The 21,748-nt window shown below is 39.5% G+C and carries 19 protein-coding genes; 4 read left to right on the top strand and 15 right to left on the bottom strand.

Annotated elements, in window-relative coordinates:
- Nucleotides 1-292: 292 nt before the first annotated feature.
- On the top strand, nucleotides 293-1,729 hold the full coding sequence (gene pyk / locus KG708_RS02970) for a pyruvate kinase (RefSeq protein WP_213608050.1): 1,437 nt from the start codon (nucleotides 293-295) through the stop codon (nucleotides 1,727-1,729).
- A gap of 60 nt (nucleotides 1,730-1,789) precedes the next feature.
- Here the strand turns inward: pyk and KG708_RS02965 are convergent, their stop codons facing one another.
- Nucleotides 1,790-2,614 carry a LytTR family DNA-binding domain-containing protein gene (locus tag KG708_RS02965; RefSeq protein ID WP_008110464.1) on the bottom strand — a complete coding sequence of 275 codons (825 nt, stop codon included), beginning with the start codon at nucleotides 2,612-2,614 and terminating at the stop codon, nucleotides 1,790-1,792.
- Complete coding sequence (locus KG708_RS02960) at nucleotides 2,611-3,684, bottom strand: histidine kinase (protein ID WP_213608049.1); 1,074 nt, start codon at nucleotides 3,682-3,684, stop codon at nucleotides 2,611-2,613. The genes KG708_RS02965 and KG708_RS02960 overlap by 4 nt, the downstream gene beginning before the upstream one ends.
- A 111-nt stretch (nucleotides 3,685-3,795) precedes the next feature.
- Here KG708_RS02960 and KG708_RS02955 point away from each other — a divergent pair, with 111 nt between their 5' ends.
- The gene (locus KG708_RS02955) at nucleotides 3,796-4,749 is read left to right on the top strand and encodes an IS110 family transposase (RefSeq protein ID WP_366513571.1); all 954 of its coding nucleotides are present in this window, start codon (nucleotides 3,796-3,798) and stop codon (nucleotides 4,747-4,749) included.
- A gap of 356 nt (nucleotides 4,750-5,105) precedes the next feature.
- Here KG708_RS02955 and KG708_RS02950 read toward each other — a convergent pair whose 3' ends face one another.
- From KG708_RS02950 to thrS, 7 genes are all read right to left on the bottom strand, one after another.
- The gene (locus KG708_RS02950; protein ID WP_008110469.1) at nucleotides 5,106-5,564 is read right to left on the bottom strand and encodes an Lrp/AsnC family transcriptional regulator; all 459 of its coding nucleotides are present in this window, start codon (nucleotides 5,562-5,564) and stop codon (nucleotides 5,106-5,108) included.
- An 84-nt stretch (nucleotides 5,565-5,648) separates the two neighbouring features.
- A complete protein-coding gene (locus KG708_RS02945) occupies nucleotides 5,649-6,290 on the bottom strand; it encodes an MBL fold metallo-hydrolase (protein ID WP_213608048.1) in 642 nt (213 codons plus the stop codon).
- Nucleotide 6,291: 1 nt separating this feature from the next.
- Nucleotides 6,292-8,109: a M14 family metallopeptidase gene (locus KG708_RS02940; RefSeq protein ID WP_213608047.1), complete on the bottom strand. Its 1,818-nt coding sequence runs from the start codon at nucleotides 8,107-8,109 to the stop codon at nucleotides 6,292-6,294.
- A 337-nt stretch (nucleotides 8,110-8,446) separates the two neighbouring features.
- On the bottom strand, nucleotides 8,447-8,809 hold the full coding sequence (gene rplT / locus KG708_RS02935) for a 50S ribosomal protein L20 (protein WP_008110477.1): 363 nt from the start codon (nucleotides 8,807-8,809) through the stop codon (nucleotides 8,447-8,449).
- 15 nt (nucleotides 8,810-8,824) lie between these two features.
- Nucleotides 8,825-9,025: a 50S ribosomal protein L35 gene (gene rpmI / locus KG708_RS02930; protein ID WP_004587840.1), complete on the bottom strand. Its 201-nt coding sequence runs from the start codon at nucleotides 9,023-9,025 to the stop codon at nucleotides 8,825-8,827.
- 212 nt (nucleotides 9,026-9,237) lie between these two features.
- Nucleotides 9,238-9,798, bottom strand: coding sequence for a translation initiation factor IF-3 (gene infC, locus KG708_RS02925; protein ID WP_008466946.1), 561 nt, complete (start codon nucleotides 9,796-9,798; stop codon nucleotides 9,238-9,240).
- Between the two features lie 59 nt (nucleotides 9,799-9,857).
- Nucleotides 9,858-11,768 carry a threonine--tRNA ligase gene (gene thrS / locus KG708_RS02920; RefSeq protein ID WP_213608046.1) on the bottom strand — a complete coding sequence of 637 codons (1,911 nt, stop codon included), beginning with the start codon at nucleotides 11,766-11,768 and terminating at the stop codon, nucleotides 9,858-9,860.
- A 600-nt stretch (nucleotides 11,769-12,368) separates the two neighbouring features.
- On the opposite strand from thrS, the gene KG708_RS02915 reads away from it, so the two are divergent.
- Nucleotides 12,369-12,815 (top strand): DUF3010 family protein, encoded by a 447-nt coding sequence (locus KG708_RS02915; protein WP_213608045.1) that lies wholly within the window; start codon nucleotides 12,369-12,371, stop codon nucleotides 12,813-12,815.
- A 331-nt stretch (nucleotides 12,816-13,146) separates the two neighbouring features.
- Nucleotides 13,147-14,880 (top strand): AMP-binding protein, encoded by a 1,734-nt coding sequence (locus KG708_RS02910; protein WP_213608044.1) that lies wholly within the window; start codon nucleotides 13,147-13,149, stop codon nucleotides 14,878-14,880.
- Nucleotides 14,881-14,925: 45 nt separating this feature from the next.
- On the opposite strand, the gene KG708_RS17780 is transcribed toward KG708_RS02910, so the two are convergent.
- The 6 genes from KG708_RS17780 to KG708_RS02880 all read right to left on the bottom strand — a co-directional run bounded on the left by KG708_RS17780 (nucleotide 14,926) and on the right by KG708_RS02880 (nucleotide 21,667).
- A complete protein-coding gene (locus KG708_RS17780; protein WP_213608043.1) occupies nucleotides 14,926-16,032 on the bottom strand; it encodes a diguanylate cyclase in 1,107 nt (368 codons plus the stop codon).
- 180 nt (nucleotides 16,033-16,212) lie between these two features.
- A complete protein-coding gene (gdhA, locus tag KG708_RS02900; protein WP_213608042.1) occupies nucleotides 16,213-17,565 on the bottom strand; it encodes an NADP-specific glutamate dehydrogenase in 1,353 nt (450 codons plus the stop codon).
- 387 nt (nucleotides 17,566-17,952) lie between these two features.
- Nucleotides 17,953-18,426, bottom strand: a complete 474-nt coding sequence (locus tag KG708_RS02895) for a DUF1456 family protein (RefSeq protein WP_213608041.1) — start codon at nucleotides 18,424-18,426, stop codon at nucleotides 17,953-17,955.
- A gap of 98 nt (nucleotides 18,427-18,524) precedes the next feature.
- A complete protein-coding gene (locus tag KG708_RS02890; RefSeq protein WP_213608040.1) occupies nucleotides 18,525-19,769 on the bottom strand; it encodes a lipoprotein-releasing ABC transporter permease subunit in 1,245 nt (414 codons plus the stop codon).
- Nucleotides 19,759-20,457, bottom strand: a complete 699-nt coding sequence (gene lolD / locus KG708_RS02885) for a lipoprotein-releasing ABC transporter ATP-binding protein LolD (RefSeq protein WP_064664207.1) — start codon at nucleotides 20,455-20,457, stop codon at nucleotides 19,759-19,761. Before lolD ends, KG708_RS02890 begins: the two co-directional genes overlap by 11 nt.
- Nucleotides 20,450-21,667 carry a lipoprotein-releasing ABC transporter permease subunit gene (locus KG708_RS02880; protein ID WP_213608039.1) on the bottom strand — a complete coding sequence of 406 codons (1,218 nt, stop codon included), beginning with the start codon at nucleotides 21,665-21,667 and terminating at the stop codon, nucleotides 20,450-20,452. Before KG708_RS02880 ends, lolD begins: the two co-directional genes overlap by 8 nt.
- Between the last annotated feature and the right edge of the window lie 81 nt (nucleotides 21,668-21,748).

The raw sequence follows: 21,748 nt of genomic DNA, 5'->3' as shown, positions 1-21,748 counted from the left end.
TTATACTCAGACCGCAGCCATGAGCAAAGCCACATGCATTTATTACAGTTAATATAAACGCCGCAATTATATCAAACAACCGCCCTAACAGGGGAAGAAATAGCAATGCTAATTAAATTTTTAGATCATTGACGCTATTTGACACCGGTGTCATAATGATGACATATTCATTTTGTATATAATAGTCGCAATGTTATAAAAATTGCAGAAAACTAAAGATTGCTCTTTATTAGTAATCGCTAAAAACAAAATAACCGTCAACTTGCTTAAAAAAAGCACACAGGAGAATTTAATGTTAAGACGTACAAAAATAGTCGCGACACTTGGACCTGCAACAGATAGAGATAATAACTTAGAAAAAATTATTCGTGCAGGCGCAAATGTCGTTCGATTAAATTTCTCACACGGTGTTGCACAAGATCATAAAGACCGTGCACAAGCTGTTCGAGATATTGCAACTAAACTTGGTAAGCACATCGCGATTCTCGCTGACTTACAAGGCCCAAAGATTCGCGTTTCAACCTTCAAAGAAGGCAAAGTGACCTTATCTGTTGGTGCAAAATTTATTCTTGATGCCAAAATGGAAAAAGGCCAAGGCGATATTAAGGCCGTCGGTATTGACTACAAAGAGCTACCACAAGATGTTGCCCCAGGTGATTTATTGCTATTAAACGATGGCTTAATTCAACTTACTGTAGAAAGTGTTGAAGGTCACTTAGTTCACACCGTTGTGACTGTTGGCGGCGTACTTTCTAATAATAAAGGGATTAACCGTTTAGGTGGTGGCTTAACGGCACCTGCATTTACAGAAAAAGATAAAGAAGATTTAATCACCGCTGCTGAAATTGGTGTTGATTATATCGCGGTTTCTTTTCCTCGCAGTGGCGATGATATGCGTTATGTGCGCTCACTAGCGGAGGCAGCAGGTTCTAATGCACAGCTTTTAGCTAAAATTGAGCGTGCTGAAGCAGTAGAAACACAAGAAGCAGTTGATGACATTATTTTAGCCTCTGACGCTGTTATGGTTGCCCGTGGCGACTTAGGTGTTGAAATTGGTGATGCTGCACTGATGGGTAAACAAAAACTCATTATTCGTCGTGCTCGTTCATTAAATCGTACCGTTGTAACCGCTACGCAAATGATGGAATCGATGATCGATAACCCTATGCCAACACGCGCAGAAGTTATGGATGTTGCCAATGCAGTACTTGATGGCACAGATGCAGTGATGCTTTCTGCTGAAACAGCCGCTGGTGATTACCCGGAAGAAACCGTTGCTACTATGGCGCGTGTTTGTTTAGGTGCTGAGTCGCAAAAAGAAACACACGTTTCTAAACATCGTTTAGATAGCCGTTTTTCTTCCAATGCCGAATCAATTGCCTTATCAGCTATGTATGCAGCTAACCACTTAGACTCAGTTAAAGCGATTATCACCCTAACTGAGTCGGGTAGCACGGCAAAATTGATGTCGCGTATTAGCTCTGGACTTCCTATTTATTCACTTTCACGTCATGCAAGTACATTAGGTCAAACAGCACTGTATCGTGGTGTTTACCCTGTGTTTTTTGACTCTACAAAATGTGAAAAAGACAGCATGGTTAAAGATGCATTAAGCACACTCGTAGCTGCAGGCTCATTACAAGCAGGCGATACCGTGATTATTACCCACGGTGATGCGATGGAAACGATTGGTGCAACCAACACGATGAAAATAGTCACGGTTTCGTAATCGTAACACGCATAAAAAACGCGAGCTAAAAGCTCGCGTTTTTTATGCTATTTATTAAAGTTAGCTAGCTAATGCTGCTTTTACTTTATCACGGTAACTTCTACTTACTTTAAGCTCTTGTCCGTTATCTAACACTAATAAATATTCACCACTAACCTGAGTTACCAGCTTGCTAATTTGTTTGGTGTTAACAATCGCGCTGCGATGAACACGTACAAATAGGCTTGGATCCAATTCTTGTTCAAGCTCTTTCATGGTTTTACGTAATATATGCGTTTGCCCATCTTGGCAATGCAGACACATGTAATCACCTGCCGCATCTACCCACTGTATCGTGGCAACGGGTACTCTGACAATTTCGCCCTGCTCTTTCACGGCCAATGACTCAGGATAGCGACGATCAGTTAAAGTATCGCCAGTGGCTAATTTCTTTAAAATTTCTTCGCAGTTATTGCCTGTTATTCCTGCTACGAAACTCGCTAGTTTTTTCTTATGGGCGTTATCCTGCTGAGTTTTTAAATAGGTATGCACTTTTTCTACCGCCTGTTTTAATCTGTTATCATCAACGGGTTTTAAAATGTAATCTAAAGCATGAATTTCAAATGCTTTAACAGCAAAGTGATCAAACGCCGTAACAAACACAATGGCAGGTAAATCTTTACTGCTTTCACTTAAAGCACGTGCCACTTCAAAACCGTTCATACCAGGCATTTGAATATCAAGAAATACGAGATCAATTTTTTCGTTTTTACAACTTTCAATCGCATCAAAACCTGAACTACACAGTTTGATCACTTCAATATCAGAAAACTCTTCAAGCCTGACGGCTAAACCTTTACGTGCTAATGGTTCATCATCAACAATAAGCGTTTTTATTCTTGTCATTTCTTCACAGCCTTCTCAAACGGGACTCGCAGATTAACTTTTAATCCACTTGGCGTATTATGTGATAATACAAACGAGTAATTATTTTCGTAGAGCGTTTTTAATCTATCTTGGGTGTTTGCCACCCCTACGCCTTGTGCATTAACTAACTGGCCATTTTCAATATCAGTGCCTGGACCATTATCGCCTACTTCAAGTAATAATTCATTGGCAAATACTTGCGCTTTTATATCAATAACGCCCCCTTGTGCCATGTGAGCAATAGCGTATTTAATGGCATTTTCTATAATAGGTTGCAGTATTAAGCTTGGTACTAAAGCTTGCTTAGCCTGTTCACATACCTCTACATTAACTTGTAAGCGTTCGTCAAAGCGTACTCGCTCAATCTCTAAGTAAAGCATTAATGCGTGCAACTCTTGCTCTAGGGGTACTTTTTTAATTGGATCAGTATTGAGTGTGTAACGCAAGAAATCACTCAATTTAGACACCATTAAGTTAGCATCTTTATTTTCTTTCACCAAAATTAAAGTTGAAATAGCATTGAGTGTATTAAACAAAAAATGAGGATTTAGCTGATATCTGAGCATTTTTAACTGTGCTTCATGCGCCATTGTGGTTGCTTTTAATGCTTTTTGACGTTCACTTTGTAGTAATTGGTAATATTTCACCCCAAAATACAAACCACTCCAACATAAAATAATGTAAACAGAATCCAACCCTTGTTGTAAATAGTAAAACCATTCTTCAGGACGGTATCCGTGGCGATAAATTTCCCACAGGTTAAACTTTTGCACCACGGCCCATAATGTACCGGTTATATAAGAGGCGCCAAATACAACAATAATTAATACCCAAGGTGAGGCATTCCAAATTTTGCGATATATATAACGCAAAGGCACAGTCATTAAACAGCCCGCATAGGCGTTTAGTAAAATAACGAATACGTAAATATCACGCATTTCGAATACTTTAGAACCAATGTAGTTAACTAACGCATAGCCTATCCAACCTGCAATTTGCAAAAGCCAGAAAAAACGTTGCCTGTTATCAATTAAAGACTGCCAATTCAAAATTAATAATTACCTTGTAAATTTGCAGTTATTATATCGAGTTATCATCAGCTATAGCACTACCAACTGTCTTACTTTTTAATAAGCCTATCGCAAACAATGAATACTTGAATTCAAAAAGCAATCACAAGAGCTAAACTTAAAGAATTATTAATTAAAGAGAAGCAATCTTTAGTTGCTATGGAGTCGTGTGACGGAACACATTATTGGGCACGCTTTGCTAAACAAGCTGGTCACCAAGTAAAAGCAGTTAATGCACGACAAGTAAAAGCGTTTCGTCAAGGACAAAAAACAGATGCTAATGATGCGCTGGCTATTTCTGTTACCGCTCGCCAGCCTCATATTAAAGAAAGCCGATTACTTTCAGTGCAGGAGCAATGCCTGCAAGGCATTGAATGTATGCGTGATTTATTGGTCAAACAAAAAGTAAGTTTAAGTAACCAACTCAGAGGTTTGCTTTTGGAGTTAGGGTACCCAATAGCTCAAGGTGATACCCCATTAATTCGCGCTATACCAGAGATACTAGAAGACGCAGAAAATAGTTTAACATCCTCATTTCGCTTTTCAATTGACCTCCTTTTTCAACGCTTTAAGGAGACAATTGAAGAAGCAAAGCAGATTGAAAAACAACTGCATGAAATAGTTAAAGAAGATAAAACCTGTAATCGCTTACAAGCCTTGGAGGGAGTCGGTCCAGTCTGTGCAGTCTTGATAAAAATAGCACTAGGTGATGCGACACATTTCAAAAGTGGTCGAGAAGCCGCCGCTTGCTTTGGTTTGACACCTGTACAACATAGCAGTGGTGGTAAAGAAAAAATAGGCTCGATATCTAAAGTGATAGGAAATAAGAAGCTGCGAAGTGCTTTGTTTAAAGGTGCATTAGCTGTTGTTTCCCAACTAGAAAAAAGAGAAAGTCGCAGTGAAAAAGATGTATGGTTAAAAGCATTAACCGAACGTCGAGGAAAAAAAGTAGCAGCGATTGCTTTAGCGAATAAAACGATAAGAACGGCTTTTGCAATGCAAAAGCATAATAAAGAATATCAGCCGAAATTACTTGCGGCTTAAAATTTGTCAAAAAAGAGCGCTTAAAATAGGTAAGACCAACCTTCAATAGACTGTTAGGGTCTGAAGTTTCATAAACTGCTCAACAGAAAAGTCATGAAGGTGCGAATACATAAGAGGCCAGAGGTAGCTCCTCAATTTGAGCCCGTATATAAGCTAGCATCTAAATTTATTTTAACTTTTTCTTTTTGACATTTTCGGGGAGTCCATATAAGGCCCTAGAAGTGCATTAAAAAGCGAAAGGCATACATCTTTCGCTTATCAATGTTTACTTTTAAAGTAAGCATATTTGAACTAAGTCGTGCAAATTATGGTATGGACGTAATTAAAGAGCAGCTACCATAACGTTTCTAGGATTCTTATAATGGCAGCGCTGTGCTACGTTTAACGCATGTCATGGTCACGTTTGAGTGCACTTCTTGCACGTACTCTAAGCTAAGGAGGTTGTCACGCACAAAGTGCTCATAACCTTCAATCCCTTGAGAAATAATACGTAACATAAAGTCCATGGTGCCTGCCATGGTGTAACATTCAGTCACTTCATCATAGCTAAGAATCAGCTTTTCAAACTCAGCTAAATTCTTTTTGCCATGATTTGATAAGCGAACATGAGCGTAGACTAACATATCAAAACCGAGTTTTTTTTCATCAAGCAACGCGACTTTACTTTTGATATAGCCATCTTGTTCTAGTTTGGCAATGCGACGCCAACACGGAGACTGAGACAAACCTACTTTATCTGCAATTTCAGCGGTTGATAAACTTGCATCTTGTTGTAAAAGTGCCAATATCTGGCGATCTACGTGATTTAGAGACATTTTATTTCTTATTTATCTAATAAATTGGTTAAATTATACAGCTTTTTTAAAAAGCAGTCTGCTTATTTTTAACAAATATACACATCAACCAAACTGGCCACTTACAAATGGGTTAGTAGCCTGTTCATGAGCAACATGGGTGTTGTCACCATGGCCGCTTAAAATTGCGGTGTTCGGTGGTAATGTCATTATATGTTGCAGTATAGAATCGATAAGCTGCTTGCTGTCGCCTTTAGGAAAGTCGGTACGCCCTATTGAACCTTTAAAAATAACATCACCGACGATAACCGTATTGTGTTCTTGTTGATAAAACACAACATGGCCTGGCGTATGCCCCGGGCAATGAAGTACTTTAAACTCAAGCTGCCCAACCTTGATACTATCACCATGGGCTAACCATTCATCAGGATAAAAGGAGTTAATCGGTTTAAAACCAAACATAGTGGCTTGCATCGGTAAATTGTCAAACCAAAAACATTCATCCTCATGGGGACCAATCATCTTTACCTTGTGTTGCTCGCGTAAATTATGCGCAGCGCCTACATGATCTAAATGCCCATGGGTTAACCAAATCGCTGCCAATGATAAATTATTCTGCTTGAGTGCTGCATTAATTCTGTCAGCATCACCGCCAGGGTCAACAACCACAGCTTGCTGGGTTTGTTCACATACTATAATGCGGCAATTTTGCATAAACGGGGTTACGGGAATAGTGATTATTTTCATCTTATATTTCTTTATCTTTTTGCGCTGGAATAACTATATTCTCTTCATATGACATTAAAATTGGGTATTTCAAATAAGCTTGATCATAAAATGGGCTATGCTCATATAACCAATTTAAACGTGCATCAGCGTTCTTAGCAAAGTCTTTATCCTGCTTCACTTTTTTATCAAATTCTTGGGCTAATTTAGGGTCATCAGCAAGCATTTTTTCAGCAAACGGGATCAAAGCATAATTTTCCATATACTCAGTGCGCTGAAAAATCGTATTAAACTCTCCCCATGCAAAAAATGAATCAGGCGCTTCAGGATGTAATAAGTGGACAGCTAACTCCCCTGCCTTTTGCTGCGTACTCACTTCAAACCAACCATCTAAATCCACATTTGTAGCCGGTACATAATCAAAACTAGCCGACACTCTGAAACGCCCCTCAAATGGCGCTTTATCAAAACTATATTGCGCCACTTTTGCCATTTTTAAGGGTTGAGTGTTGGCACCACTGAGCTTATTAATTGACACACCATGCAAGGCTAATTTCTCAATAATATCGGTGTAAACAGGTGGAATAAAAAATGATGTTGGTACTTCAACCGTGTGCTTCACCTCTTTTTGCCAAAAAATAGGCAGTTTGTCATACTCAAGCTTTTCTCCTAAATAACTTACCTCTTGCTGATTTGACAGTGCATTCAAGCTTTTAGAGTATGCTATACCTTTAAACTTAATATATTCTGGCTGCTGCGAATAACCACGCTTAACAATTAATTGCTTAGGAACAAATTCTTGTTCTTTTTTTACTGCATTAGCGAGTTTATCTTTATGCGCTGATAATGCCTCAATAGCACCATCTATAAACACATAAGTCCCTAAAACGCGTTGCTTGTATGGCTTTAAAGAATGGTTTTCAACTAAAATGGTAGGCAATGACTTTAAATCACCCCACCCATTTGAAAACCGTGGTGTGGCAACCCAACCGGCCAGCCCTGATTTAAATTCTTGCTTATCCATAACAAATACTAATGGGCCCGGTATATGGCCTTGTTCAGCAAGGGTTTGATCAATCAAAGGTTTAAAATAACGATTAAGCGCATCTGAAATGGCTGGCGACTCGCTGGAAAAAACAGGATTATAGCCATACGTTACATCGTATTGGTAATCAGCCCCATCAGTCACGTGTACGTCAATATACAAATTCGGATTATAGTCATTAATTACTTGAAGTACGCTTTTAACCTCTGGGGTATCAAGCTTAGTGTAATCACGATTTAAATTAAGGTTATTAGCGTTTGTTCTAAAGCCCATTTTGACAGGGCCACGCTGATTAATACGATTAAACGCACTACTACGCTCGTGACCATCAACGTTTAATATTGGGATAAATAAAATATTTACCTTTTTTAAAATGTCACGGCGCTTACCTATCGCAATATCTCTAAGCAGCATAAACATCGCATCTTTACCGTCAATCTCACCAGCGTGAATACCTGCCTGTATAAGTACGGTAGGTTTAGTGCTATTAGCCATTTGCCCCGCATCAAAAAAACCTTGCTCACTAGCAATTAGCATTTTTATAGCGCGCTTACTGTTACTATGACCTATTATTTTTGATTTGAACTGAGTAGGGTTAGCCGCAACCAATCTATCTACAAATGCCATGGTATCGGCATAATTAGGTGATGATGTCCCAGCTGAAATTTCAAAGTCTGTGGTTAAGGGTCCCTGTTGCTGTAGTAGTGAAGTACTACTACCTTCCCATGGTAATAATGGCGGTAAATGATTGCTATTTGCCATACTTGCAGATAAAACCAATAAACTTATAAACATATACTTCTCTAACAAACCCATTAATTAAAAAAATTATAGCAATTAAACTTTTCTAGTTGCCAAAACTGCGGTGGTTCAACAAAAAAATACAGCCAACTGCATTTTTACTTGCTGCTCCATCTAAGCTATCAAAATCTACTGAATAAAAAGGGCTAATAAATACCTAAAACAACCGAAACACACATCGGCAATTAACTTGAGGAAACAATCTATAAGCGCATAAAATGTGTTTAATAAAAAACGATACTGCCCTGTTAAAATAGCGCGTAAAAATGATAATAAATTACAGGCACAAAAAAAGGAGCCATAGGCTCCTTTTCATTACTTATACAAAAACTTAAGCTGCCGCTAGGCCTTCTTTTGCTTTTGCTACAAGCGCTGCGAATGCAACTTGGTCATAAACAGCGATGTCTGCAAGGATCTTACGATCGATTTCTACAGATGTCTTTTTAAGACCATTGATAAAACGGCTGTAAGACAGACCATTTTGACGTGAAGCAGCATTGATACGTGCAATCCATAATTGACGGAAAGTACGTTTCTTAGCACGGCGGTCACGGTAAGCGTATTGACCCGCTTTAGTAACAGCCTGGAAAGCTACGCGGTAAACACGTGAACGTGCTCCGTAGTAACCTTTCGCTTGTTTTAAAACTTTTTTGTGACGTGCACGTGCGACAACGCCGCGTTTAACTCTTGCCATTTCTAAAAACCCCTATTAAGCGAATGGTAACATACGTGAAACTAGACCATGGTCGTTTTTATGAACCATCATCTTAGGACGTAGGTGTAACTTACGCTTAGAAGTTTTCTTAGTCAGAATATGACGAAGATGCGCTTGTTTACGCTTGAAACCGCCAGAAGCAGTCTTTTTGAAACGCTTAGCCGCGCCTCTGTGACTTTTTAGCTTGTAAGCCATTGCAATAACTCCAATTGTATTGCTTAAAATTTAGCAAGAAGGCGTGAGATATATTGCTATAGCTCCACTTTAAAGGCCTATCTTACTGCTATGTTCCGGTGAAAACTCAGTATAAATACTGCAATTTTACTTTAAAACCGGTTAACTCAGGTGGATATTTTCACACCACTTGCGAACCTGAGCTAAATTCGGTGCGTATTATCGCTTAATTATTACTTTTTAGCAACCGGCGCCATCATCATAACCATTTGACGGCCTTCAACGCGATTAGGGAAAGATTCAACAACTGCTAACTCTTCTAAATCGGTCTTTATACGGTTTAATAATTCGATACCAATTTCTTGGTGAGCCATCTCACGACCACGGAAGCGAATAGTTATTTTCGCTTTATCACCGGCTTCTAAGAACTTACGTAAGTTGCGCAGCTTAACCTGATAATCGCCTTCATCCGTTCCCGGACGGAATTTGATTTCTTTAATCTGGATCTGCTTTTGCTTCTTCTTCTGCTCTTTTAGTTCTTTGCTTTTTTCAAAGATGAACTTACCGTAGTCCATAACCTTACAAACAGGCGGCTCAGCATTTGGGCTGATCTCTACAAGATCAACACCTGCTGCATCAGCCATAGCTTGCGCGTCTTTTAATGACTGAATTCCAGCTTGTTCGCCGTCGATGTCGATTAAACGAACTTCTTGCGCTGTAATTTCTTCGTTAATACGATTTTTTTGAGCTGTTTGTTGCCCTTTCTTGCCGCCTCTAATGGTACGTTCCTCCAAGAATATCAATAATATAAGCGTGCAGTTGGCTGTTTTTTATTGCCCTACACGCTCGATTTTTACTGTCGATTTTTGATTTCTTCACTGATTTTAGCGATAAAATCATCAACATTAAATTTGCCTAGGTCTTCACCTGTGCGAGTTCGTACTGCTACTTCTTGCTGTTCAACTTCTTTATCGCCAACAACCAGTAAGTAAGGAATACGCTTAAGTGTATGCTCACGGATTTTAAAGCCAATCTTCTCATTTCTCAAGTCAGCAGCGGCTCTAATTCCAAGTTTATTTAATTTTTGTACAATTTCCTGCACATAAGACGCTTGTTTATCAGTAATATTCATAATCACTACTTGCTTAGGCGCAAGCCACGTTGGGAATAAACCAGCGTACTCTTCTGTTAAGATACCGATAAAGCGCTCAATTGAGCCTAAAATAGCACGATGTATCATAACAGGTGTGCGACGTTCGTTATTTTCAGCTACATAAGTAGCGCCCAAACGACCCGGTAATGCAAAATCTAGTTGCACTGTACCACACTGCCACGCTCTGTCTAAGCAATCGTACAAAGTAAATTCAATTTTAGGGCCATAAAACGCCCCTTCACCTGGTAAATAATCAAATTCTATGTCATTTGCTTTAAGTGCGTCAGCAAGTGCAAGCTCTGCTTTGTCCCACATTTCATCTTCGCCAATACGTTGCTCTGGGCGAGTTGAAAGTTTAACAACAATTTTTTCGAAACCAAATGTTTCATAGGTATCGTAAACCATTTTAATACAGGCCGATACTTCATCCATGATTTGCTCTTCTGTACAAAATACATGAGCATCATCTTGGGTAAAGCCGCGTACACGCATTAAGCCATGAAGCGCGCCTGATGGTTCATTACGGTGACAACAACCAAACTCTGCCATACGCAGTGGTAAGTCACGGTACGATTTTAAACCTTGATTGAAAATTTGTACGTGGCCTGGGCAATTCATTGGTTTAATTGCGTATTCACGCTTTTCAGATTCAGTGGTAAACATCGCCTCTGAATATTTTTCCCAATGGCCTGATTTTTCCCACAAAGAGCGATCCATCATCATTGGACCTTTCACTTCTTCGTATTGGTACTCACGTAATTTTTCACGTACGAATTCTTCTAGCTCGCGGTAAATGCTCCAACCATCGTTGTGCCAAAATACCATACCTGGCGCTTCTTCTTGCCAGTGCCATAAATCAAGCGCTTTACCGATACGACGGTGATCGCGCTTCTCAGCTTCTTCTAAACGCTTTAAATACGCTTTAAGTTGCTTTTTATCGCCCCACGCTGTGCCGTAAATACGTTGTAGCATTTTGTTTTCAGAATCACCGCGCCAGTATGCGCCGGCGACTTTCATAATTTTGAAGTTTTGACAAAATTTCATGTTAGGAACGTGTGGTCCACGACACATGTCTACATATTCTTCGTGGTGGTATAAACCTGGGCGATCATCTTGTGCGATATTTTCGTCTAGTATTTCAATTTTGTATGTTTCGCCACGCGCCGCAAACGTATCGCGTGCTTCTTGCCAGCTAACGGTTTTCTTCACTACATCGTAGTTTGTTTTTGCAAGCTGTAACATACGCTTTTCAATAGCATCAAGATCATCTTGAGATAACGAATGTTCCATATCGATATCATAGTAAAAACCGTTATCGATAGTAGGACCAATCGCCATTTTAGCGTCTGGGAAAAGTTGCTTAACAGCATGACCAATTAGGTGGGCACAAGAATGGCGAATAATTTCTAAACCATCGTCATCTTTTGCTGTAATAATTTCAAGACGAGAGTCGGCTGAAATTAAATCACATGCATCCACGCGTTCGCCATTCACACGACCCGCAATGGTGGCTTTAGCAAGACCAGGGCCTATATCGTTTGCCACATCAAGTGTGCTTACAGGGTTTTCAAAACTACGCTGACTACCGTCAGGAAGAGTAATAACTGGCATTATAAATCCTTACATACAGTGGTGACACCTACAATGTATCACGTGTATTTTTAATTAATTAAATGAGAATGACTCGACAACGCTTTTACGAATAAGCATTGACTATTTTTCGCCGTAAATGGCTAATGTAGATGCTGAGTCTGCTCAACTACAAGAAAGTTATTGTCGCGTGCTGCAGCATTAATTACAAGTTTTAAGCTATTAAAAACCACCCAAATTTACCATAAAAGAGCAATTAATAACGTTTAATAAGAGTCTGTTGAGTTTTCAGTATTAGGATTTGTTCAATCTAGGAGCGATTTAATCAAGGCGCGGGAGTTGTCACCTTGTGGGCTAAGTAAAAATCGATCAAAGCTTATGCGTATTGCTAATGCTGCGTTGTCGCCTATTTATGATTAATAAACACACCATAGGCATGTCTTAGCTAAAAAAACAAACAGAGGGCTGCACATTTAGCCGCAAAGATAAACAGACCCTTTAGCATCAAAGTGACGAATGAACGTTAAGCGCCAATTAAACCACCACTGTAAGTGCTTAAACTCGCATTTTAATACGTGTTGCGTATAATAACGGGTAATTAAGTTATAGTAGAGATTAGCAATGAGAACATGTGGTGTAGAAATTACCGGTAGTGATGTACTACTTTGTATTTTAAGTAAAGATAATGACGTTTTTGATATTCGTGATGTGCGCCAAACACGCTTTACCTTAGGTAACGGTAACGACACTGAAGTAATGCGTAAGTTTCAGTTTGATTTTGCCAAGTTAATGCAAGATTACCAAATTGATTCGGTTGCCATTCGCGAACGCCAGCCTAAAGGTAAGTTTGCTGGCAGCGCTAAAGGATTCAAAATGGAAACCGCTATTCAGTTAATCGATAATCTCGATGTACGCGTGTTTTCAACCACTGAAATAAAAGAACAAGTAAAACGTAATCCAATACCCATCGCGTTTGAAGACACCGGTCTTAAAAAGTATCAAGAAAATGCATTTGTTAATGCTTACGTTTACATCATGAAAAAAACGTATCGCAGCGACGAACTGTAAATTAATTACACCCTTATAAAAAACGCGTATTCGCTAGAGAATACGCGTTTTTTTGTGTTTAAATTCTATATAAAAATAGTAATACCAATTCGCTTAATTAAGTGAGCTAATTTTAGGGAGGAAAATCGAGTCGATATCAAGGCAAAAGTTTCGTTATTTATTGTTCTAAATGAGAAATTTTTAACGCAGCGAGCGTCTGATTTGGCCCCTCAAAATGATTAAGTATTATTGCCGATTGGTATAATACATTAGTCTAACCCTCTTTCCTTTGTCGACAATTCGTGTTTATTTAAACAGTAGGCCTCTCAAAAATAAAAACATGGAGTATGTCATGAAAGCGACACAAAAAGTGATAAAAGAAGTAGAGCAAATAAACACTATACCGCTATCAAACAGCTATTTTAAAGGAATTCAGAGCACACCATTAGTAGAACAAACCATAGGCGATTACTTTGACTGCATTGTCGACAATAATCCAGACGCTCTGGCCGTAGTCGTTGCCCATCAAAATATACGTTTAAGCTATAAGCAATTTCAACAGCAGATTAATCAACTTGCTATGGGGTTACTGGCTTTAGGGGTAAAACCTGGTGAACGGGTCGGTATTTGGTCACCGAACAATATACAGTGGTGCTTAACTCAATTTGCCACGGCCAAAATCGGCGCAATCATGGTGTGTATTAACCCCGCTTACCGCCCTAGTGAACTGCAATATGCACTAAACAGTGTTGAATGCTCTACGCTTATTACCGCCACTGAATTTAAAGGCAGCCACTATATTAATATGCTGCAAAGTTTAGCACCTGAGCTTAGCCGTTGTAGTAAAGGTGAGTTAACCGCAGCCAAATTACCCACTTTAAAAAATGTAATTTGTATTGGTGATGAACCCGTCGATGGGATGTTTTCATTTAATGAGGTTATGAGCATGCCCACCGATGCACATAAATTAGAACTGCAAGCGGTGGCTAAAACCCTCGATTGCAATCAAGATATCAATATTCAATTTACCTCTGGCACCACCGGAAACCCTAAAGGTGCAACACTGACACATAAAAACATACTGAATAATGCGCTTTTAGTCGCACAAGCTATGCACTTTACTCAACACGATAAGCTCTGTATTCCTGTTCCGCTATATCACTGCTTTGGTATGGTATTAGGCAGTTTATTGTGTGTCAGTAAAGGGGCCGCTGCAATTTATCCAAGTGATTCTTTTGATCCAAAAACTACATTAGAGGTGGTACAACAAGAAAAATGCACCGGCCTTCATGGTGTACCCACTATGTTTATAAGCGAGTTAGAGCTTAATAACTTTAACGAGTATGACTTAAGTACACTGCGAACGGGTGTAATGGCAGGCTCAACTTGTCCTGAACAGGTGATGCGTAAAGTACAAACACTCATGAATATGAATCAGGTGGTAATTGCCTATGGGCAAACAGAATGCAGCCCAATTAATAACATTACCGAAACCGACTCTTCTATTGAGCGTCAAGTCACTACGGTTGGCCGAGCGCTTGCACACACCGAAGTAAAAATTATTGATGAGGTTGGTGACATTCAAAAAATCGGGCAGCCTGGTGAAGTCTGTAGCCGTGGAGCCGGCATAATGCGTTGCTACTGGAATGATGAAGAGAAAACCAAAGCAACCATCGACAATGAAGGCTGGCTGCACTCGGGCGATTTAGGGGTAATGGACAGTGAGGGCTTTGTCAGCATTGTTGGCAGAATTAAAGACATGATCATTCGTGGCGGGGAGAACATTTATCCACGCGAAATTGAAGAAGTGCTTTACACCTACCCCGGTATACAAGATGCCGCTATTTTTGGTATTAGTGATGAAAAATTCGGTGAAGAAGTCTGTGCTTGGATCCAGCCTAAAGAAGGTGAAGTGCTTGATGAGCAAGCAATTCGTCTGTTTTTAAAGGACAAACTCGCCTACTTTAAACAACCTAAATACATTCGCTTTGTTGAAAATTACCCGATGACGGTAACCGGCAAATTGCAAAAATTTAAAATGCGTGAACAAATGCAAGAAGAGCTCGCCGAATCTGCATTTTCGTAATCCGATTCAATGCGAAGCACTATCAGCTTAGTGCTTTGCATTGTCTTACTCAATTTCAGGTTGTTTAGGGTCAACAAAATCGGTAATACTGATATTTCGTCCTGCATTTTTAGCTTTATAAACCCCTACATCAGCTGTTGCTAACAATGATTTTATTGAAGGTCTATATGTCGTGTATTGATCAATTGCAATACCGGCAGAGACAGTAATACGGTTAAAAGGTGAATATTGGTGTGCAATGGGGTCGTCTGCGAAGCGCTTAGGTAAGTCATTCAACCAGTCTAGCTCATTCGCTTGCAATGTTTTTACCAATATGAATTCTTCACCACCAAAACGCACCACAATATCAGCGTCACAATGCTTTAATCGGTTTGCTACTGCTATTAGTACGTTATCTCCCTCTAAGTGGCCGTAGTTATCGTTATATTTTTTAAAATAGTCGACATCAATCATGGCTAACCCTAAATATTGTGATGGCGCTAACTTGTTAATTAATGCTTTACAGCGCCGATCAAAACTATGCCGATTATGCATACCTGTTAACTGATCGGTGTTGGCTTTTTCCGTTTCAAATAACTCCGCTTTATATTGCTTTCTTAATAACGTATCAAGTTGATATTGCACAATAGCCAATACAATAACCATGCTAAAATAAAAATAAAGTGTCCATATAATCGAAGTAGAAGAAAAAAGCTCAATAAATATCAAGGCAATGCCGATTATTGACCATAAAACCAGTTTATGTCCTAAGTGCAGCATCGGTATGGCTATAAATGCAGCCGCTACAAGCATAGGCCCTCCCTCTTTCAACTCACCGTAACGCTGAACATATACCCAGAAGAAATAACTAAATAAAAAACAAAATAAAACCGCATAACTAAAAAAGCGCGAATGTAAGTACTCTGAACTTAGTGTTTTATTTATAATAATGAGAACTATCGATAACAACACCATGACTACACGTAAAATTGTTATGGTTGAATTGGCAGGCTCTTGTTGATTAAACCAAGACATAAAAATAAAAGACAATAAAAAAAGTGTTACAAGGTAGAGTGATGCATCAGCAAGACGCATTGAGCTTTTATTAAGTTGATTTTGGAAGTCGTGCTCTGTCGCACTTGAAAAATAAAAAATTGCGGGAATAAGACGCACTTGCACTCTCCTTAATAAGCTCACTTATCCTTATCCACACTATAGTTTATTGTTATTAATTAGCGAGTTAAATTTACCTTATTAAATAATAATATACATTATTTTTGCTATATCCTGAACAATCCCTATCCAGAATATAACGAATAAAAGTAGAGAGTTAATTAAATAGCCGAGGCGCTACTATACAACGCCTTGTTCAATCATTGCATCAGCTACACGTCTAAATCCAGCGATGTTAGCGCCTAATAATAGATTACCGGGCTGATCAAATTCTTTTGCGGTGTCGCTTGCTGTTGTGAAAATATCTTTCATTATTTGCTTGAGCTTTTCATCAACTTCTTCAAACGTCCAGCTTTGCATACTGGCATTTTGCGCCATTTCTAGTTGGCTAGTTGCCACGCCACCGGCATTAGCCGCTTTACCCGGGCCATAAGCTATTTTTGCTTCAATAAAGCAATCAATCGCTTCTTTGGTTGAGGGCATATTGGCACCTTCACATACTAATTTACAGCCATTATCAAGTAGCGCTTTTGCATCAGCTTGAGTTAACTCGTTTTGCGTGGCACAAGGAAACGCAGCATCCGCACTGAAGCGCCATACAGCATGACCATCCTCTGGGTACTCATCGCGAGGCGTATACTTTGCCTGAGGGTGAGTATCTAGGTAGTCACTCAAACACCCTCGTGATTGCTCTTTTAATTGCTTAATGAGTTTTAAGTCAATGCCACTCTCATCGTACAAAGTGCCTTTAGAGTCACTACAGGTAATTGGTGTTGCATTAAGTTGATATAACTTTTCCATGGCATAGATAGCCACATTACCAGAGCCTGAAATTAAACAGCGCTTACCCGATAAGCTATCGTTACGCTCTTCAAGCATATTATTAGCAAAATAGGCAGCGCCGTAGCCTGTGGCCTCTTTACGGGCAAGCGATCCACCCCAAAGTAAACTCTTACCCGTTAGCACCCCTTCATAACGCCCTGTTAAGCGTTTGTATTGACCAAACATATAGCCAATCTCTCTGGCACCTACGCCAATATCGCCGGCAGGTACATCGGTAGTCGGGCCAATATGGCGGTATAGCTCGTTCATAAAGGATTGGCAAAAACGCATAATTTCGCCATCAGAGCGTCCTTTAGGATCAAAGTTCGCACCGCCTTTTCCCCCACCAATAGGTAAGCCCGTTAATGCATTTTTAAAAATTTGTTCAAAGCCTAAAAACTTTATAATGCTGGCATTTACACTCGGGTGAAAACGTAAGCCGCCTTTGTAAGGCCCTAACGCCGAATTAAATTCAATACGGTAGCCTTTATTAACTTGAATATTGCCCTCATCGTCAACCCAAGGCACACGAAACATTAGTTGACGCTCTGGCTCTACCATTCTTTGAATAATTGCTTGTTGTTGGTAATGGCTTGTTTGCGCAAATACAGGTTCAAGTGAGTCAAGCACTTCTTCCACTGCTTGATAAAACTCACATTGCGCAGGGCTCGTTTGTTTTAACTGCGCAATGGTTGTGTGTATATAATTCATATTTATTCTTCCATGTAGGTATTTTTTAATTTGAAATAGGAAAAATGATCAATGCTATTGTTAGTGAAGAAATTAATTATCCGATCATTATTTTCACACTTTAACATCATAGATAAACTGGATGCACGTGCTTGATGTTGAATTAAATTGCTGTTTCTTTTGTATAAAAACCCATTAAAAAAGAATTTATATGCTAAAAGCACCCATTTGAATGAATAACACGTTAAAAGTATTAAAAAAATAGTAAAACAAAATACGACTCTACATTTTTACGAGAGCGACAAAATATACTGCTTTATGAGACTGAAGTTGTAGAAGGATAGACTGATAATTGAGTAAATGTGGAGAGGTCAAAATGGAGGTTGTATTCAACCTCCATAAAATGCATTAAGCTTTTTCGCCATCTGGGCGAAAAGTACGCTGTACACCGGTTAAAAATAAACGCAAGATTTGATCGTTACACACACGGTAATGCTTGTTTTCAATTTTACGTGAAAATGCGCTTAGCTCATGTTTACTTAAATCAAAATCAACCAACGCCAAGGTCGCGATCACGTCTTCTGCTTTCATATTTAAAGCAATACGTAGCTTCATAAAAATAATATTGTTGTTCAATTTACTTTCAGGCTCTGGCTGCTCACCTTCACGCTTGCCGCGCTTGGTATTTATAAAACCATTTAAAAATACCGCAAATTCAGTGTCACTTATTGGGGTATACCCAGGCTCGCCCTCTTTAGTTAACCATGCAATCACCTGCTCAGTGCTTATGCTCTGCGCTGCTGCGGCGAAAACATCAACCATAGCTGAATCAGTTAAATCAAAGGTGTAGCGAATACGGCGTAAAATATCGTTATTTGTCAAAGTAAATCCCAAGGTAAATAAACGCTCAGCAAACAAAATCTGTTTAGTAGCGGCGCAGTTTATCAGAATTAGGCTAAGTGCCCTATTAAATACTGTGTTTAATTACCCAATACCTTTGCCGGATCTACGCGTGTAGCTTGCCATGCTGGATATAGCGTCGCCAATATCGCAAGCACAAAGGTGGCTATAACGGTCAACACAATATCTTGCCAAACTAATTTACTGGGCAAAAATTCGATAAAGTACACCCCTTCTAGCGGGTTTTCACCCAGTAATAAGCTCAGCCAAGTAAATAGCTCACTAATATTAATTGCTAAAATCACGCCAACAATTGAGCCTAAAAGTACACCCACAAATGCTTGGGTTAAGCCTTGCATGACAAAAGTAGCCAATATGGTACTGTCTTTGGCACCCATGGTTTTTAAAATAGCAATATTGCCTTCTTTTTCACGCACTTCCATTACCAAGGATGACACAATATTGAAACTCGCCACCGCGATAATTAAAAACACCACAATATAAACAATCGTGCGCACCATTTGAATATCTTGATACAAGCTACCTTGCGTTCTAAGCCAACTCGAAATATACACATAATCGGTAATAGTCTGGCCAACACGAAGCGCTATTTGATGCGCCGAAAACACATCATCAACACGCAAGCGTAACCCTGTTACTTGGCTTTGATCATAGCCTAAGGTTTGTTGTGCTTTGTTAAGATGAATAAAAGCAGCGCTGCTGTCGATTGGTCCGCCCATTTCTATAATGCCCGCAAGCGTGAGGGTAACGCGTTTTGGGGCGAGTAATGACTGGCCTTTTTCACTAATTTGCGGGATTAACAAGGTCACATTATCACCTAATGCGATGTTAAGTTGCTTAACAATTTGCTTGCCTAAAATAACATCATCGCCTACTAACTGACTAACTAATTTACCTTGTGTAAATTGGTTTATGGCTGACACATCACCTTCCAACGAAGGCTCAACACCTCGAATCTCAACCGCTTTTAATTGGCTTTTAAATTGCGCCATACCATTTACTGCTATAAATGGGGCCGCCCCTGTTACCTGTGGTTGCTGTTTTAACTTTTTAACTTTAGTAGGCCAATCGGCAATCGGCCTGCTTGGTGCTACATATTCAACTTGCGGCACTACACTTAATAAACGATGTACTAATTGTTGTTCAAAGCCATTGATCACCGATAACGCCACAATTAACACGGCAACACCAAGTAAAATGCCAATAGTGGATGCCTTAGCAATAAAACTAACAAACGCGTTTTTTTCATCTTTATGGCCTGAATAGGCTCTAAAACGTTTACTTATAAAGGCACTAAGCAACATGGTTTGACTCTTTTATTGATAGTTTACCATCATCTAAATACGCTATTTTACCCAGCTTATCAGCCAACTCTAAATCATGAGTAACCACCACAAAGCTGGTGTTTAAACTTTTATTTAACTCATTAATTAAATCGTAAATTTTAATCGCATTTTGCTTATCTAAATTACCCGTTGGCTCATCAGCAAGCACCAGCGCAGGCTCTGTCACTAGAGCGCGTGCAATGGCAACACGCTGACGTTCACCACCAGAAAGAGCCGAAGGCTTATGGCTACTTCTATGTGCAAGGCCTACCTTATCTAGCATGTTAAGCGCTTTCTTATTGGCTTCTTTTGCGCTCAACCCTTTTATGAGTAATGGCATGGCAACGTTTTCAACCGCACTAAATTCCATTAATAAATGGTGGAACTGATAAATAAACCCTAAGTTTTTATTTCTGAAAGCTGCTTGCTGCGAGCGAGATAACTTAGCAACGTCTTGATTTTTTATTTTTGCACTACCCGCACTGGCCGTGTCTAAGGTGCCTAAAATATGTAACAAGGTGCTTTTACCTGAACCTGAGCTGCCAACAATTGCCAGCATTTCACCTTGCGTTAGGGCTAAATCAACCCCTTTTAATACCTCAACCTGATTTTGCCCGTCTTGGTACACCTTACTTATTTTTTCACAACTAATTACTAAATCATTCATAACGTAATACCTCTGCTGGGTTTACTTTAGCGGCTTGGCGCGCTGGATATAAAGTCGCTAAAAAGCTCATTGCTAAGCTTAAAACAGCTATAACACTTAAACTAACTACATCAAATTTGACCGGCAGTGATATCCCCGATAATAAATTTAAACCAACTAAAGCCAGCAGTTCATTAATATATAAGCTCAATAAAACACCTAAACAGGCACCCACAGCCGTTCCAATCACGCCGTTATAAAGTCCTTGCACCATAAATACGGTTTGCACTTGGCTGGGTGTGAGTCCTAATGTTTGCAATATTGCCACTTCGCTTTGTTTTTCACTGACCATCATGGTCAGTGCCGATACAATATTAAATACCGCCACCAGCACAATTAAGCCAAGGAGCATAGACATAATACGTTTTTCCATCGCCACAGCGGCAAATAAAGTGCCTTGGCTGCTACGCCAATCGGTGTATTTAAAATCATTGAGGATAAGTTGACTGTCTTGAATAAACTGATCAAGTGCAAACGGCTCATGCAGTGATACGCTTAAGTTAGGTGCTGTGTTATTACTAAGTTTTAAAACCCGTTGCAGTGACTCGCCACTGGTAAAGGCCAACCCCATATCTATTTCAGAACCGGTTTCGTAAATAGCAGTAATTTTAAATAAACGTTGACTTGGCATGCGCCCAAGTGGGGTGTAAGTTGACGCGTTAGGCATAATAACGCGTAATTTATCACCTAAGCCAACACCAAGTTTGCGACTTAAATAACGACTTATTGCAATGTTGTAATCATCGTTTAATACGCTGTGCCAATTACCTTGCACTATTTTTTCGGTAATTTTATACAAGGACCCGCTGTTATCGTACAAGCCCTGCAATAACACCCCGTGAAGATCTTTATTGGTTTGTAATATCGCTTCACCGTGGCGGTACAAACTTACATGATTAACATATGACGACTGCTCAAGCGCAGACTTTAGCGTATTCATTTTCACTTTAGACTGATCTTTGGCTTGCACTTCAAGGTGGGGAATGAGCCCAAGCATGTTAGATTTTAAACTATTTTCAAAGCCGTTCATTACACTACTGACCGTAAAAAGCGCCATTAAACCAATCGCTATACCTGCAATAGAAAAAAACGAAATGAACGAAATAAACGCATTGCCTTTAGAGGAGCGGCTATATCTGAGTCCGATAAATAGGCTAACAGGTTGAAACATATTAATTAAAACATTAATGCCAAAAGTGTGGCGTTATAGTAGCACGAACTCAGCGCAATTGAATATCACCATAAATGTAAG

Source organism: Pseudoalteromonas sp., from assembly GCF_018402495.1.
Taxonomy (GTDB): domain Bacteria; phylum Pseudomonadota; class Gammaproteobacteria; order Enterobacterales; family Alteromonadaceae; genus Pseudoalteromonas.
Note: the sequence above shows the minus strand (reverse complement) of the source record. Positions and strands in the feature narration are given on the sequence as shown.

What these genes read in the sequence shown, in the direction of transcription:
- KG708_RS02890 (WP_213608040.1), bottom strand. Translation starts at nt 19,769, where the DNA reads ATGTTGCTTAGTGCCTTTATAAGTAAACGTTTTAGAGCCTATTCAGGC.
- rpmI (WP_004587840.1), bottom strand. Translation starts at nt 9,025, where the DNA reads ATGGCTTACAAGCTAAAAAGTCACAGAGGCGCGGCTAAGCGTTTCAAA.
- KG708_RS02945 (WP_213608048.1), bottom strand. Translation starts at nt 6,290, where the DNA reads ATGAAAATAATCACTATTCCCGTAACCCCGTTTATGCAAAATTGCCGC.
- KG708_RS02910 (WP_213608044.1), top strand. Translation starts at nt 13,147, where the DNA reads ATGAAAGCGACACAAAAAGTGATAAAAGAAGTAGAGCAAATAAACACT.
- pyk (WP_213608050.1), top strand. Translation starts at nt 293, where the DNA reads ATGTTAAGACGTACAAAAATAGTCGCGACACTTGGACCTGCAACAGAT.
- KG708_RS02940 (WP_213608047.1), bottom strand. Translation starts at nt 8,109, where the DNA reads ATGTTTATAAGTTTATTGGTTTTATCTGCAAGTATGGCAAATAGCAAT.
- KG708_RS02880 (WP_213608039.1), bottom strand. Translation starts at nt 21,667, where the DNA reads ATGTTTCAACCTGTTAGCCTATTTATCGGACTCAGATATAGCCGCTCC.
- gdhA (WP_213608042.1), bottom strand. Translation starts at nt 17,565, where the DNA reads ATGAATTATATACACACAACCATTGCGCAGTTAAAACAAACGAGCCCT.
- KG708_RS02950 (WP_008110469.1), bottom strand. Translation starts at nt 5,564, where the DNA reads ATGTCTCTAAATCACGTAGATCGCCAGATATTGGCACTTTTACAACAA.
- KG708_RS02965 (WP_008110464.1), bottom strand. Translation starts at nt 2,614, where the DNA reads ATGACAAGAATAAAAACGCTTATTGTTGATGATGAACCATTAGCACGT.
- thrS (WP_213608046.1), bottom strand. Translation starts at nt 11,768, where the DNA reads ATGCCAGTTATTACTCTTCCTGACGGTAGTCAGCGTAGTTTTGAAAAC.
- rplT (WP_008110477.1), bottom strand. Translation starts at nt 8,809, where the DNA reads ATGGCAAGAGTTAAACGCGGCGTTGTCGCACGTGCACGTCACAAAAAA.
- lolD (WP_064664207.1), bottom strand. Translation starts at nt 20,457, where the DNA reads ATGAATGATTTAGTAATTAGTTGTGAAAAAATAAGTAAGGTGTACCAA.
- KG708_RS02915 (WP_213608045.1), top strand. Translation starts at nt 12,369, where the DNA reads ATGAGAACATGTGGTGTAGAAATTACCGGTAGTGATGTACTACTTTGT.